The sequence below is a fragment of the Segniliparus sp. genome (assembly GCF_051660745.1).
GTDB lineage: Bacteria > Actinomycetota > Actinomycetes > Mycobacteriales > Mycobacteriaceae > Segniliparus.
Genome location: NZ_JBOFQF010000028.1, coordinates 38230 through 55647 on the forward strand (window position 1 = coordinate 38230; position 17418 = coordinate 55647).

Sequence of the window (17418 nt, forward strand, 5' to 3'; positions counted from 1 at the left end):
TGTCCCGCGTCTCAGTAGTATGGACATGTGTCTTTTCGCGCGCAGACGTCTGACCTGGCCGCCGAACGCTTCGACGGGATCGGCCCCGGGTCGCTCCTCTGGCAGCTGGCGGGCGATTCCCGCATCGCGTACGCAGGCGGCATGGCGGGGATCCTGCAGACCATGCACCCAGTGATCGGGCAGGCCCTCGTCGACCACTCCGACTTTTTCGACGATCCGATGGACCGGGTCTTTCGTTCTTTGCCGGGGATCGTCGGAGTCGTCTACGACGACCCGAAGGCGCAGACCGGGCACACGGTGCGCGATTTCCACAAGGAGATCAAGGGCTCGTTCGCGGACGGGAGGCGCTACCACGCCCTCGACCCCGCCACGTACTGGTGGGCGCATGCCACGTTCCACATGATGGCGGAGCATGTCGCGGACGTGTACTCCCTGCGCCCGCTCGGCGACGACGAGCGCGAGCGGCTCTACCAAGAGGGCGTCGCGTGGTACCGCCGCTACGGCGTGAGCGAGGCCCCGGTGCCGAAGGACCGGGCCGCGTTCCAGGTCGAATGGGACCGGCATTGCGCCGAAGTGCTGCAGCCGAACCCGGCTTCGGACTGGCTGCTCAAGCTCGTCGACGGACGGGTCTTCCCCAAGGTCGGCAGGCCCGCCTACTTGCCGTTCCCGGAGCGCTATCACCGCGTCGGCAACGCGATGCTGCGCCAAGGCCTGGTCAGAAAGCTCATCGGCCCGCCGTTGCGGCTCTCATACGTCGGTGCCCTCCCGGCAATCGTGCGCGAGCGTTTCGGGATCGAGTGGACGCAGTCCGAGGAGCGGCAGTACTGGCGCCAGGCCAGGCGCGTCGCCGTGGAATGGCGCGTCCGTCCGACGGCCTGGCGCTGGTACCCGAGGGCCTACGCGGGGTGGATTCGCGCGACCGGGGCCCCGCCGCCGCGCTCAGCCTCGCGGTGACTACCTCGGCTGCGGCAGCGGCATGCCCCGCTCGGCGAGGACTTCGCGAAGGACGTCCGGATAGTCGGTGATGATGCCGTCGACCCCGGACTCCACGAGTTCGGCCATCGTGGCCTTGTCGTCCACGGTCCATGGGATGACTTTCAAACCGAGGTCGTGGGCATGCGCCACGTACTCGGGGGTGACGAGCAGCTCGAAGCCGGGGTCGCCGATCTTGCCGTCCTGGGGATCGCCGTACTGCGGGGAGATCGCGCTCGCGCCGATGGACTGCGCCGCCGCGACGACGTCGCCGCCGAAGTCGTCGAGCGCGATCCCGCCGAGCCACGGGTTGCTCGCGGTCGGGTCTGCGGAGAAGGCGGGGGAGGAGAGCGCGACGAGCGGCAGCTCGGGGGCGATCTGGCGCATGAGTTTGAGCGATCCCCAGTCGAAGCTCTCGATAGTGACCTGCCTGACGAGCCCGGCCCTGCGGATCTCCTCCGCGACGACTCGCACGAACTCCTCGCGGGGCGCGGTCTCGGAAGGCGCTCCGGCCTCGACTTTCGTCTCGATGTTCATCCGGGTCGCGCCGCCGCCGCGTTCGCGGACCAGGTTCAGCACCGAGCGCAGCGTCGGCATCTTCGCTCCCGGCGCGGCCTGCTGCCTGGGGTACTGCGGCAAGGTCTTCGAACCGCAGTCCAGCGTCTCGACCTGCGCGAGCGTGAGGTCTTTGATGAACCGCCCGACGTATTTGCCGGAGCATTTCGCGGGGTCGACCTTCCGGTCGTGCGTGATCACCGCCACGTGGTCTTTGGTGATCTGCACGTCCATCTCCAGCGTGGTGACTCCCACGGAGAGCCCCTTCGAGAAGGAGTCGATGGTGGACTCCACCATGAGGCCGAGACCGCCCCGATGGGCTTGCAAGTCGAAGTCCGGCGCCGGGCTCCCGCTTGCCGCCGAAGCGGTCCCGAAGCTGACGGCCGAGACCATGAGGGCGGCGCGGATCGATCCCATGGTCTCCATAGTAGGCTCGGAACCCATGAGACTAGGCAGGGTAGCGAGTCCGGACGGCGTCGCGTTCGTGCGAGTGGAAGGCGATGGCCCGGACGCGATCGCCCACGAGATCGCCGACCACCCATTCGGGGACCCTGCGTACACGGGGCGGCGCTGGCCGCTCGCCGATCTGCGTCTGCTCGCCCCGATCCTCGCGTCCAAGGTGGTCTGCGTCGGCAAAAACTACCTCGCGCACGCCAGGGAGATGGGCGGCGAGCCGCCGGAGGAGCCGGTGATCTTCCTGAAGCCCTCCACGTCGATCATCGGCCCGCGCACCCCGATCGTGCTGCCGTCCGAAGCCGAGACCGTGCACCACGAGGGCGAGCTCGCGATCGTCATCGGCCGTCCATGCCGCAATGTGCCGCGCGACGAGGCGTTCTCCGTCGTGCTCGGCTACACCATCGGCAACGACGTGTCCGCGCGCGACCAGCAGCGCCAAGACGGACAGTGGACCAGGGCCAAAGGCCATGACAGCTTCTGCCCGATCGGGCCGTGGATCGAGACCGAGCTCGACCCGGAGGACCTTGAGATCCGGACCGAGGTGCGCAGCGCGTCTGGGAAAGACTGGGAGCTGCGCCAGCATTCGCGGACGAGCCTCTTGATCCATTCCATCCCGAAGCTCATCGCGTGGTGTTCGCGGGCGATGACGCTGCTCCCTGGCGATATCATCCTCACGGGCACGCCGGAGGGGGTCGGACCGATCGTCGACGGGGACGAAGTGTCGATCACGATCGAAGGCGTCGGGACGTTGACCAACCCGGTGCAAGCGGAAGAAGGTGCGCTCCATGGCTGACCGTGTGCCGGTTCGTGTCCGGTTCTGCCCCTCGCCGACGGGGACCCCGCATGTGGGCATGATCCGCACGGCCCTGTTCAACTGGGCGTTCGCCCGCCATCACGGCGGTACGTTCGTATTCCGCATCGAGGACACCGACGCGGCGCGCGACTCCGAGGAGTCGTACCGGGCGATTCTGGACTCGCTGACATGGCTGGGCCTGACCTGGGACGAAGGGCCCGAGGTCGGCGGCCCGCACGTGCCGTACCGGCAGTCGCAGCGCAGGGAGCTGTACCGCGACACGCTTGCCGCCCTCCTTGAGACGGGCGAGGCGTACGAGAGCTTCTCCACGGCCGAGGAAGTCGCGGCCCGCCATGTGGCCGCGGGCCGGGACCCCAAGCTCGGCTACGACAACTTCGACCGGACGTTGGACGAGGCCGACCGCAAGCGGTTGAAGTCGGAGGGGCGCGCGCCGGTGATCCGGCTGAAGATGCCCGACCGAGACCACGAGTGGGACGACCTCGTCCGAGGCCGGATCACGTACCCGGCGTTGTCGCAGCCCGACTACGTGCTGAGCCGTGCGACCGGAGACCCGCTGTACACCTTGGTGAACCCGGTGGACGACGCGGTCATGGGGATCACGCACGTCTTGCGCGGGGAGGACCTGCTGTCCTCGACGCCGAGGCAGCTGGCGCTGCACGAGGCGCTCGGGCGGATCGGCGTCGGAACGGGCAGGACGCCCCAGTTCGGCCACATGCCCTACGTGATGGGCGACAAGAACACGAAGCTCTCGAAGCGGGACCCGGAGTCCAGCCTTTTCCACCACCGCGACCGGGGGTTTGTCCCCGAGGGCCTGCTCAACTACTTGGCGCTGCTCGGCTGGGGGATCGGCGAGGACCGGGACGTGTTCTCCCTGCAGGAGATGGTGGCGGCGTTCGACATCCATGACGTGAAGTCGAGCCCGGCGCGGTTCGACCAGAAAAAGGCGGACGCGATCAACGCGGCGCATCTGCGCCTCTTGGCCCCGGAGGACTTCGCGGAGCGGCTGTGGTCGTACCTCGTCGCGCATGGCCGCCTCACGGGAGCAGAGGACCGGCGGCTCTTCGACACGGCCGCCGAGCTCGTGCAGACTCGCGTCCAGGTGCTTGGCGAGGCGTGGGACCTCTTGAAATTCCTGTACGCCTCGGAGCCGGAGTTCCAAGTGGACCCCCAGGCGGCGGCGAAGGAGCTGACGTCGAGCGCGTTGCCCGCGCTGGAAGCCGTCCTCGGCGTCCTGGACCCCGCAGTCAGCGAACCGCCGCAATGGTCGCACGAGGCGCTTGAGGCCGCGTTGCACGGCGCGCTGATCGACGGGCTGGGCCTCAAGCCGAGGGCCGCGTTCGGGCCGATCCGGGTCGCGGTCACCGGCGCGCGGATCAGCCCGCCGCTTTTCGAGTCGATGGAACTGCTCGGGCGGGACCGGACGATCCGAAGGCTGCGGGCGGCGCACAAGGATATTCTTGGACACTGAGCTCCGGGTCTGCTACACTCGCTGACGCTGAAAAGCAAGGTCGAGCGGATGCGTCTGATCGGCCGGAGCTATGGGATATGGTGTAATTGGCAACACTAGTGATTCTGGTTCACTCATTCTAGGTTCGAGTCCTGGTATCCCAGCCACGTGAAAGCGTGTATAATATAAAACTCGGAACGATCTTCCAGATCGACCACATGGCCCTGTCGTTTAGCGGTTAGGACGCTGCCCTCTCACGGCAGTAGCGCGGGTTCGAGTCCCGTCGGGGCTACAGGCGAAAGACCCCCTGGTGCAGACCAGGGGGTCTTTTTTCGCCTCCAACGCGGGTGTGAGCGGGATCGCAAAGGGCGCAATCTCGGGCGCAGCTCCTTCTTCGCCCTCGCCGCGCCGTCGCCGCTGCGGCAGATTCGGGTGATACAACCCCAGCATGGGTTACAGATTGCAGTTCGGGCCGGTGCAGGTCGTCCTTGTCGTGGTGGCGTTGGTCGCCGTCCTGCTTTTGGCGACCATGTTCGTCGGGCGTGGTCCGGCGGATCCGTCGACAGGGAAGAAGGGCAAGCTGCGCCCTCGGCTCAAGCTGCGGCGGGGCTTCGGCGGCGGCGTGCTCGCGGCGCTCGCGGTCTTCCTCACATGGATCATGACGTTGGTCCAGGGGTATCTGGGCCTGACCGGCGAGGTCAAGGCCGCGCATGTCGTCGTGTCGAAGTTCGAGAACATGCCGGGCGTGTTGAGCGTCGATCTGACGCTGTACGGGGACGACCACGCCACAGCCGCCTCGCGGAAGGCCTACCAGCTGCAGGGCGACCGATGGGTGCTCCAGGCGAACATCGTGGAGCTCGAGCCGTTGGCGAACACGCTCGGCTTGCGCGGCGGTTACAAGGTAACCCGCCTGTACGGCCAGTACGCGGACGGCAGGCCGACGACCGAGCATCAGGTCCTGCTCGGCGACGACCAAGACTTCTTCAAGGAGATGGAGGACGGCGTCTGGTGGACCAAGCCCTTCGTGCGCTCGGCCTACGGCAACGCGGTGATCTCGAACCCGGGGGAGTACGACGTGTTCATCTCTCGGGACGCCATCACCGCTCGCCGCGCCGACCGGTGAGCGCGCGGTCGCCCTGGTCTTTCGGCACGAGCGGGATCGCGGCTGCGGCAATCACGGCGGAGACCCCGAACGCCCAGGTGTAGCCGGAGGCGTCGATAAGCCACCCGAAGCAGGGCGGAACGAGGAAGCTCGCGATGTACTGGCAGGTGTTCTGCGCGCCAAGCGCCCGCCCGGACCATCGCGGCCCGGCGAACTCGGCGACCGAGGTGAAGGCTAGGCCGTTGTCCGCGCTGGTGATGGCGCAGGCGGCGACCATGAGCGCGACGGCTGAAGCCGTCGCCTGTCCCCAGCTCGCGAGCGCGAGACAGCCGAGCACGGCGGTGGCGATGGTCGCGATCGCCCGGATCGTCCAGGTGCGGCTGCCGACCCGGTCCGACCACACCCCGGCCGCGACGCGGCCCGCGGCTCCGAGGACGTTCGCGGCGGCGACGAGCGCGCCCGCCGTCGTCTCGGGCCAGCTGAGTGAATGGTTGAGCCAGGTGAACATGTACGTCCACACGAAGTACTGCGGGATCACGAGCAGCACGGAGACCCCGTGGACGAGCCAGAGGAAGCTCCCGGCCCGGTAGGGGTTCGCCCCGTCCGTCGCGGTCGCGCACGGCGAGGCCCCGGCCGTTTCGGGCAGCCCCGCGAACATCGCGGCCAAGGCCGCGAAAACCAAGACTGCGACTGCGGGGACGGCCAGCGCCGCGCCGACTCCGTGCTGCTTGGCGAGGACTGGGAGGACGAGCGCGTCGAAGCCCATGCCGAGGGGTTGGGCCATTTGGCGGATCCCCATGGCGAGGCCGCGTTGCTCCTTGGGGAACCAGCTGACGACGATGCGCCCGCTCGCGGCGTTCGTGCTCCCTGCGGCCATGCCCGCGACGAAGAACCAGCCGCCGATCCACCTCGGGTCGCTCTGCGCGGCGGCGGCCAACGTGCTCAGGCCTGCGAGGGCGAGGCCTGCGGCGAGCGTCCACCGCTCCCCGTACCGGTCGATGAGGAAGCCCCACCCGATCAGGGTCAGCATGATCCCGAGCGACGTCATCGCGGCGACAAGGCCCGCCTGCGGCAGCGAGAGGCCTCGTTGGACGAGGAGGGCGGGGATGAGGAACCCCCCGGCCACCATGACCATGGCGGCGGCGGCCGAGGACCCGGTGGCGAGCGCGAGCATCGTCCAGCGGCGGGCGGCCCCATCAGTCTTGTCCATATATTGATACTATCGTCCCATATAGTGAGACTCCTGTTCGTGCTCGGCGAACAGGGCCTTCGCCTCGATACGCAGCCGCGCCGCACGCATCGAGGCGAAGGCCGGACGCCCGACGCGCAGCAAGAGCGGGCTGGCCAGGGCCCAGATCGCGAGCGACGGCAGGCCTGCGGTGAGGATGGCGACCTCGGTGCTCGTGTGGTACACCACATACACACGGGAGGCTGCGGTGAGCGCGGTCGTGACGCCGATGAGGAAGTTGAGCGCCCGGATTTTTTGGCGGAACTGGGCGTCGTCGTCCCAACACAGGTCCCACGCGGGACGGTGATGCGGCGACATGAGGTCGAGACTCGGCCGCAGCAGCAAGCCAAGGAGCGGTTTGCCGACGAATGTGGTGGACAAGCATCCAATGGCGGTGGCGAGCGAGACGATGGACTGGCGGGCGAGCACGATCCGTGGATCGTCGGAAAGGGCGGCGAGGGCGAGCGACGCGATGTTCAGCCCGAGGAGGAAGAGTTGGAACCCGTCTGCCCTGCGCTGGCGGAGCATGGTGGCGAGGACTCTGGCGGCGAGGAAAGCGGTCCCGGCGGAGAGCGCGACGATCTCGGAATACCCCAGCCAGGAATGCAGCAAGTAGAAGAGCAGGACCGGGACGAGTCCGTCGACGAGGCCCGGACGCGCCTTCGCGAAACGAGGATGGCTCCACCATTGCGTCAGCGTTTCTCGGACCAGCACCGTTCCAGAGTGCCTGCCGTTCTTAAATTTTTCCCAAGAGCGCCCCGGGAGTAGGGGGTGCGAGAAGCTACGATCCGGCCTCGACCGACTCCTCGGCTTCGGCGTTCTCCTTGCGGACCTGCTCCATCGCGGTGACGAGCGGCATGGCGAGCACTCCTGTGGCGACCGCGACCACCCCCGAGATGATCAGGCCGGGCACTCCGCTCGCGGCGACGGCGACGCCCTCGCTCGTGTGGTAGACCACCCAGACCCGGGTCGCGGCGCTCGCGAGGAAGCTCGCCCCGTAGAGCAGGTTGAGCTGGCGGACCCTGCGGCGGAACGGCTGGTCCGTGTCCCAGCACTGCTCCCAGGCCGCTTCCAGCCCCGGCGCGGTGAGGGCGAGGCCGGGGCGCATGATCCGTTCCAGGAGCGGCTTCCCAACGAAAGTGGTGACGACGCAGCCGAGGCCGAGCACTGCCGAGTAGATCGAGCCGCGCAGCAGGGCGATTCGGGAGTCATGGGCGAGGACCGCCAGCGCGAGGGACACCAGGATGGAGGCGAGGACCAAGATCTGGAAGGAGTCGATCCTGCGCTCGCGCACGGCGGTGGCCACGACGCGCGCGGCGAGGATGGCGGCGGCGACCGAGAAGGCGAGGATGGCGGAAAGGCCCAGCCAGCTGTGCAAGATGTAGTAGCACGCCGCGGGCACGGCGGTGTCGATGAGCATCGGCCGCGCCTTGGCGAAACGGGGATGTGACCACCAAGCGGCGAGTTTGTTCATCATGGCAGTCCATTGTGCCGGTAATCTCGTAGCTTATGCGGACCACGTGGCTTCTTGGCTTGTCGACGATGTTGTTTTCGACCGCCTGCTCTCATCCCGACGTCCAAACGCTGGAGAGCGCCCAAGCGTTCGCGACAATGACCGCGCCGCGTGGCGGCCTGGCCGCGAGCAGCGCGAATCCCTGCCCCCAAGTGCCGGACGCGCCGGAGGCGCGCGCCGCCGCGGGCTCGTTGCCGCCGCCGCAACGGGCTCCTGGGAAACAGGGGCCGCCCAAGCAGGGTCCTCTCCAACAGGGTCCTCTCCAAAAATGGTCCCAGTCGTACACCGGGCGCTACGACCGGTGCGGCGCGCTCACCGCCGTGGTGGTCTCCCTCGAAGGGGACGACGACCCGCTCGGCCCGAGGCAGGTGCTGTTCTTCCACGACGGAGGCTTCGTCGGGACCGCCGATCCCTGCGCGTTCGGCCACACGGAGATCAAATCGGTCCGCGGGGACGTCGTGGTCGTCCAGTACCGCTGGCCGCGTGGACAAGAGACCGTGACGACTATGTCCGGCTCGGCGAACGTCAAGTACCGCTGGAGCGGCGACAAGGTGGTGCGGGTGGACCAGATTCCGCAGGAGCTCTACGACGCGGTGGGGTGCAAGCGCTAGGGCGCCCCTCCCGGAGCCGGGCGGTCAGAAGAATCCGACCCGGTCCGGCGAGTAGCTGATCAGCAGGTTCTTCGTCTGCTGGTAGTGGTCCAGCATCATCTTGTGGTTCTCGCGGCCGATGCCGGACTGCTTGTACCCGCCGAACGCTGCGTGCGCAGGGTAGGAGTGGTAGCAGTTCGTCCACACCCGTCCCGCCTTCAGCCCCCGGCCCAGCCGGTAGGCGGTGTTGATGTCGCGGGTCCACACCCCGGCTCCGAGGCCGTACTGGGTGTCGTTGGCGATCTTCAGGGCCTCGTCCACGGAGTCGAACGTGGCCACCGAGAGCACCGGCCCGAAAATCTCCTCTTGGAAGATCCGCATGGTGTTCGTGCCTTTGAAGACAGTCGGCTCGACGTAGTGCCCGTCCGGGTACTCGTCCACTTTGCGGGTATTGCCGCCGATCAGCAGCTGGGCGCCCTCGGACTTGCCGATGTCGATGTAGCGGAGGATCTTCTCCTTCTGCTCGGCGCTGGCCTGGGCGCCGATCATGGTCGCCTCGTCCAGCGGGTCCCCTCCGACGATGGCCCTCGTCCGCTCGACACAGCGCGCGATGAACTCGTCGTAGATGTCGGCGGACACCAGCGCGCGGGACGGGCAGGTGCAGACCTCGCCCTGGTTGAGCGCGAACATCACGAACCCCTCGACCGCTTTGTCGAGGAATTCGTCGTCCTTGGCCAGCACGTCGGACAGGAAGATGTTCGGGCTCTTGCCGCCGAGCTCCAGCGTCACAGGGATGAGGTTCTCGCCCGCGTACTGCATGATGAGCTTGCCGGTCGTGGTCTCCCCGGTGAAGGCGACCTTCGCGACCCTCGGGCTCGACGCGAGGGGTTTGCCCGCCTCCAGGCCGAAGCCGTTGACGACGTTGAGCACGCCCGGCGGCAACAGGTCGCCGATGAGCTCCATGAGCACCATGATCGAGGCCGGGGTCTGCTCTGCGGGCTTGAGGACGACGCAGTTGCCCGCCGCGATCGCGGGGGCGAGCTTCCACGCCGCCATCAGCAGGGGGAAGTTCCACGGGATGATCTGGCCGACGACGCCGAGCGGCTCGTGGAAGTGGTAGGCGATGGTGTCGGAGTCGATCTCGGAGATCCCGCCCTCCCCGGTGCGGATGGCGGAGGCGAAATACCGGAACTGGTCCACTGCGAGGGGCAAGTCGGCGGCAAGGCACTCGCGGATCGGCTTGCCGTTGTCCCAGGTCTCGGCGACCGCGAGGTCGGCGATGTGCTCCTCGAAGCGATCAGCGATCTTGAGCAGCAGGTTGGCCCGTTCGGTCGTCGAGGTCGCCCCCCATTTGTCCGAGGCCCGGTGCGCCGCGTCGAGCGCCAGGTCCACATCTGCCGCAGTGCTCCGGGCGATCTTGGTGAACACGCGCCCGTCGACCGGCGAGGTGTTGTCGAAATACTCGCCCTCCGCCGGGGCGGCCCACTCGCCGCCGATGAAGTTGTCGTAGCTGGCCTTGAAGGCGAAGGAGCTTCCCGCAGAGCCGGGCGCCGGGTGTTTCATGGTCTCTACTTTCTGTTCGGAGCATGTGCGAATGTCGATTGTCGAAGTGGCTCCGACAATAGGGGAGTCCCTTTGTGCTCCACGCTACACCCCTTGCGGGCGGCGGACGCGGGCGTCGCGAGCGGGGCGAACGGGTAAGGTGTTGTCGCGTGACGACTCTGGCGTACATTCCCTCGCCCCCCCAGGGGGTCTGGTTCCTCGGGCCGATTCCGATACGCGCGTACGCCCTCTGCATCTTGACGGGCATCCTGGTGGCCTGCTGGTGGGGCACGAGCCGGTGGATGGCCCGGGGCGGGCGGCGCGAGGACGTGGTCGACGTGGCGCTCATCGCGGTGCCGTTCGGCCTCGTCGGCGGCAGGCTGTACCACGTGGCGACCGATTGGCGGACCTACTTCGGCGGCCAGGGGCGCTCGCCGATCCATGCCCTCTTCATCTGGGAGGGCGGCCTCGGCATCTGGGGCGCGGTCGCGCTCGGCGGCGTCGGCGCGTGGATCGGCTGCAGGCGCAAAGGCATCCCGCTGCCCGCGTTCGGCGACGCGATCGCCCCGCCGGTCCTCCTGGCCTCGGCGATCGGCAGATTCGGCAACTACTTCAACCAGGAGCTGTTCGGGCGGGAGACGAACCACTGGTGGGGGTTGCGGCTCTACGAGCGAGTGCGCGACGGCGCGGTGGACAACGTGTACGGCGTCTCCGACGGCAGGCCGTGGATCGGCGGGGAGATGAACCTCACCGGCAAGCTCGTCCATCCCACCTTCCTCTACGAGGCGTGCTGGAACGTCGCTATTGTGCTGGTCCTCGTGGTCCTCGACCGGCGGTTCAAGATCGGCCACGGCAGGCTCTTCGCCCTGTACGTCGCCGGATACAGCCTCGGCAGGCTCGGCCTCGAGTTCGTGCGGATCGACCCGGCGACCACGATCGGCGGATACCGCGTCAACGTCTACACGTCGAGCCTGCTCATCATCGCCGGGCTGGCGTACTTCTTGTTCGTGAAGAAGGGCAAAGAGGCTCCGGAGGAGATCGAGGCGGGCCGCAAGGACCTTCCCGAAGCGGAGGAAGGGCAGGCTGCCGAATCAGAGCCCGCATCTGGACAAAAATCGGCCTTTGTCAAGGAAGCGGCTTCCAAGCAGGAAGAATCCGACGGAGAATCCGAGGAACCGGCCCCGACATCTGACATTCACTCATCTGAGGTCGGATCGACAGCTAAGTCGGACTAGGCTTTCCGTATGACTCGTCGTACAAAGATCGTGTGCACTCTGGGGCCTGCCACTGCTTCTGCGGAAAAAGTGAAGGCGCTCGTCGAAGCGGGCATGGACGTGGCGAGGCTGAACTTCAGCCATGGCGACCACCCGGACCACGAGCAGATGTACCACTGGGTGCGCGAGGCCTCCGACCAGACCGGCCGCGCGGTGGGGGTCATGGCCGACCTGCAGGGGCCGAAGATCAGGCTCGGCAGATTCGCCGAGGGGCGCACGGTGTGGGCGACGGGCGAGACCGTGCGGATCACCGTGGCGGACGTCGAGGGGACCCACGACCGCGTCTCCACCACGTACAAGCAGCTCGCGGCGGACGTCGTCCCCGGCGACACGCTGCTGATCGACGACGGCAAGGTCGGGCTGCGCGCGCTGCGCGTGGAAGGCGACGACGTGGTGTGCCAGGTCTACGAGGGCGGCCCGGTCAGCAACAACAAGGGCATCTCGTTGCCGGGGGTGAACGTCTCGGCCCCCGCGTTGTCGGAGAAGGACACCGAGGACCTCGAATTCGCCCTGCGGCTCGGCGTGGACTGGGTGGCGCTGTCCTTCGTCCGCTCCCCGGACGACGTGCGGCTGGTCCACGAGGTCATGGACCGGGTCGGCAGGCGCGTCCCGGTCATCGCGAAGCTGGAGAAGCCCGAGGCGGTGGGGGACCGGCTCGAAGAGGTGATCCTCGCGTTCGACGCGGTCATGGTCGCCCGAGGCGACCTCGGCGTCGAGCTGCCGCTCGAGGACGTCCCCGCGGTGCAGAAGCGCGCGATCCAGCTCGCCAGGGCGAACGCGAAGCCGGTCATCGTGGCCACCCAGGTGCTCGAGTCGATGATCGAGAACGCCACGCCCACCAGGGCGGAGGCCTCCGACGCCGCCAACGCGGTGTTCGACGGCGCGGACGCGGTGATGCTGTCGGGCGAGACCTCGGTCGGCAAGCACGTCCTCACCGCGGTGCGCACCTTGGCCCGCGTCCTCGCCGCGGCGGAGAAGGAGCCTGCGCTCATCGCGCCGCTCATCCGGGTCCCGAGGACCAAGAGCGGAGTCATCTCCTACTCGGCCAAAGACATCGGCGAGCGGCTGGAGGCCAAGGCGCTGGTCGCGTTCACCCAGTCCGGCGACACCGTCCGCCGCCTCGCCCGGCTGCACAGCGCGCTGCCGCTGCTCGCGTTCACCCCGGAGCCTGCCGTGCGCAGCAGGCTGGCGCTGTCGTGGGGCGTGGAGACGTTCATCGTGCCGCAAGTGGACTCCACCGACGCGATGATCCGCCTCGTCGACCAATCCCTCCTCGCCATCCAGCGCTACGAGCACGGCGATTTGGTGATCGTCGTGGCAGGAGCCCCGCCGGGCACCATCGGGTCGACGAACACGATCAACGCCCACCGGATCGGCGAGCACGACCACTGACGGCAGACCGGCCCCCAGGTGGCTGATGTGCAGCCTGTCTTAAGCTGAAAACGGCTGTTCAGGGCATTCTGCTACAGTCTCGCGAATGACTTCAGCGCAATCTCTGCTTGAGGCAGCCAAGGGCGATTTCCAGGAACTGCTCAGCATTCTGGATCTTGCGGAAGCTGGGAACGGGACGTTCGTCGGCCAGCATCCGAGCAAGGCGTGGGCGCGCACGTACGGCGGCCAGATCGTCGCACAAGCGACTATGGCGGCAGCGCGGACGGTTCCGTCGCCGAAGCTCGCCCTGCACTCGGCGCAGACACACTTCATCCGGGGCGGGGACGTCAGCAAGCCGATCGAATACCACGTTGCCTTGTTGCGGGACGAGCGGTCGATCGCGAACCGGCAGGTGACGGCGACCCAAGACGGCGCGGTGGTGTCGATCTCGTTGATCGCCTACCAGGACGGCAGGCCCGGACTCGAGCATTCCGCGCCGATGCCCTCGGTTCCAGATCCGGAGACTCTGCCGGAGATCGAAGAGACCTTCGTCGGCATGGAGGAGGAGCTGACGATGTTCGTCACGGCTCCTCGGCCCATCGACTGGCGGTACACGAACAAGCCCTCCTGGCTCGCCAAAGGGGCGGGCGAGGCGTTGCCGCACAACCGGGTGTGGATGAAGACGAGGGGGGAGCTGCCGGACGATCCCCGTTGGCACGAGGCGGCCCTCGCGTACGCCTCGGACACGACGATCTTGGACTCGATCATCACACAGCACGGGCTGTCCTGGGGATTGGACCGGATCATCGCCGCCACGCTCAACCACTCGCTGTGGTTCCACCGCCCGGTCCGCTTCGACCAGTGGCATCTCTATGCGACCGAGTCTCCTGCGGCGGCGCACTCGCGCGGATTCTCCACCGGGGGCTTCTATTCGAGAGACGGGGAGCGGGTCGCGAGCTCGGCGCAAGAAGGCGTGGTCATCTACCGGCCCAGGAAATAGCGCGCGGGGGGGCGGATCAGAGGGGCTGGAGCTCGAAGCCCTCGCCCACGCCGGGACCGATCGCGTCCAGGACCGCTCCGATGTTCGTCCCGCCCTCGGCTCCCGCGCACGGGGTGTCGAAGTAGTAGAGGTTGACCATGCCCACCAGCGTGTTCCCGATCACCAGCGGAGCCCCGGAATCGCCCTTGGCGATACAGATCTGAGCCTTGTGGCTGCTCCTGTCCTGATCCTTGACCAGTCCGCACGTCCAGCCGGTCGTCCGGCCCAGTTTGCAGGCCCAGCTGTTGAGGGGGGGAGGGGTCCGGTCGAGAGCGGCGATGGTGAGGTTGTCGATGGTCGGGCTCGGGATCACCCGGTTCGGGTTGAACAGGATCACCGCGATGTCGGGGCGGCTCAGTGTTTTTTCCATCACGCCGAGCGCGCCTGCGCCCTGGTCGGTCTCGGAGATCACTTTGTCCCCGCGCTGGCCGCAATGGCCTGCGGTGAGCCCGACGAGGTCGCCCGCCGCGTCATGGCCGATCGCGGTCAGCGTGCACGCGAGGTTTTTGGCCCCGATCACAATGATTGGAGATCCGCCCCCCAGCAGGACTCGGTCGTCCGCAGACGCGATGGCGGCGGTGTGCGCTGCGACGAGCACGCTGGCGAGCGCTGCGACGAGAGCGCTAATGCATCGTTGCGACATCACATAATCCTCCGGATAACGGGGTGGGCGCTAGCGGGACGTAGACCGCCATCTAGTGTGGCAGACCGAGTGAGTCTGGCAGATCGGGCTGTGCGAAGCCTGAGAACACGCCGGATGTACCGTGTGAGGAGTGACTGTGACTGATCCGAAACGGCCGATCGTGTTGATCGCCGACAAGCTCGCCGAGTCGACCGTTGCCGCTCTCGGCGACCAGGTCGAAGTGCGATGGGTGACCGGGACCGACCGCGAGGCGCTGCTCGCGGCCCTGCCCGAGGCCGACGCGCTCTTGGTGCGCTCTGCGACCCAGGTCGACTCCGAGGCGCTCGCCGCAGGCACGAACCTCAAGATCGTCGCGCGGGCGGGCGTCGGCCTCGACAACGTCGACGTCGAAGCCGCCACAGCCAACGGCGTCCTCGTGGTGAACGCGCCGACCTCGAACATCCACTCCGCGGCGGAGCACGCCATCGCCCTGCTCCTCGCGGCGGCCCGGCAGATCCCCCCCGCGAACGCCACGACGCAGGCGGGGGACTGGAAGCGGTCCGCCTACCTCGGCACCGAGCTCTTCGAGAAGAGCATCGGCGTGGTGGGCTTCGGCCGGATCGGCCAGCTCGTCGCCGCGCGGCTCAAGGCGTTCGAGACCGAGATCCTCGCTTACGACCCGTACGTCTCCGCCGCCAGGGCCGCCCAGCTCGGGGCGAGGCTGGTGACCTTGGACGAGCTCTTGGAGCAAGCGGACCTCATCACCGTGCACCTGCCCAAGACCCCGGAGACGGCCGGGCTCATCGACGCTGCCGCGCTGCGCAAGACCAAGCCCGGCGTGATCATCGTCAACGCCGCGCGCGGCGGTTTGATCGACGAGCAGGCGCTCGCCGACGCCATCGCGTCGGGCCATGTCCGAGGCGCGGGCCTCGACGTGTTCGTGCAGGAGCCCCCCGGCGAGAGCCCGTTGTTCGGGCTGGAGCAGGTCGTGCTCACGCCGCACCTCGGAGCCTCCACCGTCGAGGCGCAGGACCGCGCTGGCACGGACGTGGCCAAGAGCGTCAAGCTCGCCCTCGCAGGCGAATTCGTGCCCGAAGCGGTGAATGTCTCGGCGGGCCCGGTCGGCGAAGAGGTGCTGCCGTGGCTGGACTTGGTCCGCAAGCTCGGCGTGCTGCTCGCGGCCGTGACCGAGCAGGCCGCCGTGACGCTGGAGGTCAAGGTCTACGGCGAGCTCGCGGCAGAGTCGGTCGGCGTGCTCGGCCTCTCCGCGCTTCGCGGTTTCCTCTCCAACTCGGTGGAGACCCCGGTGACCTTCGTGAACGCCGCGCAGGTTGCTGCGGACCGAGGGCTGACGCACGTGGTGGAGACCGAGCAGGAGAGCCCGAACCACCGCAGCCTGGTCGAGGTGCTCGCGGTCGCGGCAGACGGCAGCACCTCGCAGGTCGCCGGGACGCTCGCCGGACGCGGCCAGGTCGCGAAGATCACCAGCGTCGGCCACCGGGGCTTCGACCTGCGCGCAGAGGGGCTCAACCTCGTCATCAGCTACGCGGACCGCCCCGGCGCGCTCGGCAAGATCGGCACGCTGCTCGGCGACTCGGGCGTGAACATCGAGGCCGCGGCTGTGAGCCACGACGTGAGCGGCGACGGCGCGACCATCGTGCTGCGCGTGGACAAGGAGATCAGCTCGGACCTGCGCCAGTCGGTGCGGGATTCGGTGAGCGCGACCGGCCTTGTGGAAGTGGACCTGCGGTGAGCGAGTCCACGCCCGCCGGAGGCAAGAGGCTCCGCCTCGGCGTGATTCCCGGCGACGGGATCGGCCCAGAGGTCGTCGGCCAGGCGCTGCGCGTGCTCGACGCGGTGCTTCCCGGCGTGGAGACGACGACGTACGACCTCGGCGCGGGGCGCTACCTCGCCACCGGCGACGTGTTGCCCGACTCGGTGCTCGAAGAGCTCAAGTCGCACGACGTCCTGCTGCTCGGCGCTGTCGGCGCCGACCCGCGCGACCAGCAGATCCCGAGCGGGCTTTTGGAGCGCGGCCTCCTGCTCAAGCTGCGTTTCGCGTTCGACCATTATGTGAACCTGCGTCCGGCGCGCAGCTTCCCCGGCGTGGCCTCGCCGCTCGCGGGCGACCCCGAGATCGACTTCGTCGTTGTCCGCGAGGGCACCGAGGGCCCGTACGCAGGCGTGGGCGGCACGATCCGCGCGGGCACTGCGCACGAGGTCGCCACCGAGGTGAGCGTCAACACCGCCTACGGCGTGGAGCGCGTCGTCCGCGAGGGCTTCCGCCAGGCGCAGGGCAGGCGCAAGAAGCTCGTCCTCGTGCACAAGACGAACGTGCTCAGCCACGCGGGCTCGCTATGGTCCCGGATCGTCGCCGAGGTCGGGGCGGAATACCCCGAGGTCGAGGTCGGCTACCAGCATGTGGACGCGACGACGATCCACCTGGTGGCGAACCCGGCCCAGTTCGACGTGATCGTCACGGACAACTTGTTCGGCGATATCATCACCGACCTCGCGGCGGCGGTCACCGGCGGCATCGGGATCGCGGCGAGCGGGAACATCAACGCCGAAGGGGCGTTCCCGAGCATGTTCGAGCCGGTGCACGGCAGCGCCCCGGACATCGCGGGCACGGACAAGGCAGACCCGACCGCGGCCGTCCTCTCCGTCGCGCTGCTGCTCGACCACGTCGGCGAGCCCGTGGCGGCCGAGCGAGTGCGCCGGGCGGTCTCCCAGCATCTGGCGGACCGGCCTTCGGGCCTTGGCACCGTGGCCACCGGCGAGCGGATCCTGGGCTTCCTGGGCTGAGCCGCGCCGTGTGGCCGCGCTCCGAGCGCCTGTTCTTCCTGAGGACTTGACGAACTTCCTGGCCACCTGACGAATCGATCCGAATGGC

At 68.1% G+C, this 17418-nt stretch carries 16 protein-coding genes and 2 tRNA genes; 12 read left to right on the plus strand and 6 right to left on the minus strand.

Annotated elements, in window-relative coordinates:
* The first annotated feature begins 27 nt into the window (after window positions 1-27).
* The gene (locus ACRC20_RS07675) at window positions 28-954 is read left to right on the plus strand and encodes an oxygenase MpaB family protein (RefSeq protein WP_438685773.1); all 927 of its coding nucleotides are present in this window, start codon (window positions 28-30) and stop codon (window positions 952-954) included.
* On the opposite strand, the gene ACRC20_RS07680 is transcribed toward ACRC20_RS07675, so the two are convergent.
* On the minus strand, window positions 955-1944 hold the full coding sequence (locus tag ACRC20_RS07680) for a glycerophosphodiester phosphodiesterase family protein (protein WP_438685774.1): 990 nt from the start codon (window positions 1942-1944) through the stop codon (window positions 955-957). It abuts the gene before it with no gap.
* 25 nt (window positions 1945-1969) lie between these two features.
* Here ACRC20_RS07680 and ACRC20_RS07685 point away from each other — a divergent pair, with 25 nt between their 5' ends.
* The 5 genes from ACRC20_RS07685 (at window position 1970) to ACRC20_RS07705 (ending at window position 5367) form a co-directional block, all read left to right on the plus strand.
* Complete coding sequence (locus ACRC20_RS07685) at window positions 1970-2776, plus strand: fumarylacetoacetate hydrolase family protein (RefSeq protein WP_438685775.1); 807 nt, start codon at window positions 1970-1972, stop codon at window positions 2774-2776.
* Complete coding sequence (gene gltX, locus ACRC20_RS07690; RefSeq protein WP_438685776.1) at window positions 2769-4265, plus strand: glutamate--tRNA ligase; 1497 nt, start codon at window positions 2769-2771, stop codon at window positions 4263-4265. The genes ACRC20_RS07685 and gltX overlap by 8 nt, the downstream gene beginning before the upstream one ends.
* Window positions 4266-4336: 71 nt before the next feature.
* A tRNA-Gln gene (locus ACRC20_RS07695) sits at window positions 4337-4411 on the plus strand.
* Between the two features lie 53 nt (window positions 4412-4464).
* Window positions 4465-4536, plus strand: a tRNA-Glu gene (locus ACRC20_RS07700).
* Between the two features lie 156 nt (window positions 4537-4692).
* A complete protein-coding gene (locus ACRC20_RS07705; RefSeq protein ID WP_438685777.1) occupies window positions 4693-5367 on the plus strand; it encodes a hypothetical protein in 675 nt (224 codons plus the stop codon).
* Here ACRC20_RS07705 and ACRC20_RS07710 read toward each other — a convergent pair.
* The 3 genes from ACRC20_RS07710 to ACRC20_RS07720 form a co-directional block, all read right to left on the minus strand.
* Window positions 5342-6556 (minus strand): MFS transporter, encoded by a 1215-nt coding sequence (locus ACRC20_RS07710; RefSeq protein WP_438685778.1) that lies wholly within the window; start codon window positions 6554-6556, stop codon window positions 5342-5344. The two genes, ACRC20_RS07705 and ACRC20_RS07710, sit on opposite strands and share 26 nt — an antisense overlap.
* Before the next feature lie 9 nt (window positions 6557-6565).
* Window positions 6566-7288: a VC0807 family protein gene (locus ACRC20_RS07715; protein WP_438685779.1), complete on the minus strand. Its 723-nt coding sequence runs from the start codon at window positions 7286-7288 to the stop codon at window positions 6566-6568.
* Window positions 7289-7355: 67 nt separating this feature from the next.
* A complete protein-coding gene (locus ACRC20_RS07720) occupies window positions 7356-8051 on the minus strand; it encodes a VC0807 family protein (protein WP_438685780.1) in 696 nt (231 codons plus the stop codon).
* Window positions 8052-8185: 134 nt separating this feature from the next.
* Here ACRC20_RS07720 and ACRC20_RS07725 point away from each other — a divergent pair, with 134 nt between their 5' ends.
* Entirely contained in the window at window positions 8186-8698 is a 513-nt protein-coding gene (locus tag ACRC20_RS07725) for an LppP/LprE family lipoprotein (protein WP_438685781.1), read from the plus strand.
* 24 nt (window positions 8699-8722) lie between these two features.
* Here ACRC20_RS07725 and exaC read toward each other — a convergent pair whose 3' ends face one another.
* On the minus strand, window positions 8723-10240 hold the full coding sequence (gene exaC / locus ACRC20_RS07730) for an acetaldehyde dehydrogenase ExaC (protein WP_438685782.1): 1518 nt from the start codon (window positions 10238-10240) through the stop codon (window positions 8723-8725).
* A gap of 149 nt (window positions 10241-10389) precedes the next feature.
* On the opposite strand from exaC, the gene lgt reads away from it, so the two are divergent.
* The 3 genes from lgt to ACRC20_RS07745 all read left to right on the plus strand — a co-directional run bounded on the left by lgt (window position 10390) and on the right by ACRC20_RS07745 (window position 13864).
* A complete protein-coding gene (gene lgt, locus ACRC20_RS07735; protein WP_438685783.1) occupies window positions 10390-11454 on the plus strand; it encodes a prolipoprotein diacylglyceryl transferase in 1065 nt (354 codons plus the stop codon).
* A 9-nt stretch (window positions 11455-11463) separates the two neighbouring features.
* Window positions 11464-12885 carry a pyruvate kinase gene (gene pyk, locus ACRC20_RS07740; protein ID WP_438685784.1) on the plus strand — a complete coding sequence of 474 codons (1422 nt, stop codon included), beginning with the start codon at window positions 11464-11466 and terminating at the stop codon, window positions 12883-12885.
* 85 nt (window positions 12886-12970) lie between these two features.
* Window positions 12971-13864 carry an acyl-CoA thioesterase gene (locus ACRC20_RS07745; RefSeq protein WP_438685785.1) on the plus strand — a complete coding sequence of 298 codons (894 nt, stop codon included), beginning with the start codon at window positions 12971-12973 and terminating at the stop codon, window positions 13862-13864.
* A 16-nt stretch (window positions 13865-13880) separates the two neighbouring features.
* Here ACRC20_RS07745 and ACRC20_RS07750 read toward each other — a convergent pair whose 3' ends face one another.
* Complete coding sequence (locus ACRC20_RS07750) at window positions 13881-14546, minus strand: S1 family peptidase (RefSeq protein WP_438685786.1); 666 nt, start codon at window positions 14544-14546, stop codon at window positions 13881-13883.
* 136 nt (window positions 14547-14682) lie between these two features.
* Here ACRC20_RS07750 and serA point away from each other — a divergent pair, with 136 nt between their 5' ends.
* Together serA and ACRC20_RS07760 are read left to right on the plus strand one after the other, a co-directional pair.
* Complete coding sequence (gene serA / locus ACRC20_RS07755) at window positions 14683-16278, plus strand: phosphoglycerate dehydrogenase (RefSeq protein ID WP_438685787.1); 1596 nt, start codon at window positions 14683-14685, stop codon at window positions 16276-16278.
* Complete coding sequence (locus ACRC20_RS07760) at window positions 16275-17330, plus strand: 3-isopropylmalate dehydrogenase (RefSeq protein WP_438685788.1); 1056 nt, start codon at window positions 16275-16277, stop codon at window positions 17328-17330. The genes serA and ACRC20_RS07760 overlap by 4 nt, the downstream gene beginning before the upstream one ends.
* The last annotated feature ends 88 nt before the right edge of the window (window positions 17331-17418 follow it).

Excerpts from the sequence above, each read along its gene's own strand:
- exaC (WP_438685782.1), bottom strand. The coding sequence starts at position 10,240 with ATGAAACACCCGGCGCCCGGCTCTGCGGGAAGCTCCTTCGCCTTCAAG.
- ACRC20_RS07710 (WP_438685778.1), bottom strand. The coding sequence starts at position 6,556 with ATGGACAAGACTGATGGGGCCGCCCGCCGCTGGACGATGCTCGCGCTC.
- pyk (WP_438685784.1), top strand. The coding sequence starts at position 11,464 with ATGACTCGTCGTACAAAGATCGTGTGCACTCTGGGGCCTGCCACTGCT.
- ACRC20_RS07705 (WP_438685777.1), top strand. The coding sequence starts at position 4,693 with ATGGGTTACAGATTGCAGTTCGGGCCGGTGCAGGTCGTCCTTGTCGTG.
- ACRC20_RS07680 (WP_438685774.1), bottom strand. The coding sequence starts at position 1,944 with ATGGGATCGATCCGCGCCGCCCTCATGGTCTCGGCCGTCAGCTTCGGG.
- ACRC20_RS07750 (WP_438685786.1), bottom strand. The coding sequence starts at position 14,546 with ATGTCGCAACGATGCATTAGCGCTCTCGTCGCAGCGCTCGCCAGCGTG.
- gltX (WP_438685776.1), top strand. The coding sequence starts at position 2,769 with ATGGCTGACCGTGTGCCGGTTCGTGTCCGGTTCTGCCCCTCGCCGACG.
- ACRC20_RS07745 (WP_438685785.1), top strand. The coding sequence starts at position 12,971 with ATGACTTCAGCGCAATCTCTGCTTGAGGCAGCCAAGGGCGATTTCCAG.
- ACRC20_RS07725 (WP_438685781.1), top strand. The coding sequence starts at position 8,186 with ATGACCGCGCCGCGTGGCGGCCTGGCCGCGAGCAGCGCGAATCCCTGC.
- ACRC20_RS07685 (WP_438685775.1), top strand. The coding sequence starts at position 1,970 with ATGAGACTAGGCAGGGTAGCGAGTCCGGACGGCGTCGCGTTCGTGCGA.
- ACRC20_RS07720 (WP_438685780.1), bottom strand. The coding sequence starts at position 8,051 with ATGATGAACAAACTCGCCGCTTGGTGGTCACATCCCCGTTTCGCCAAG.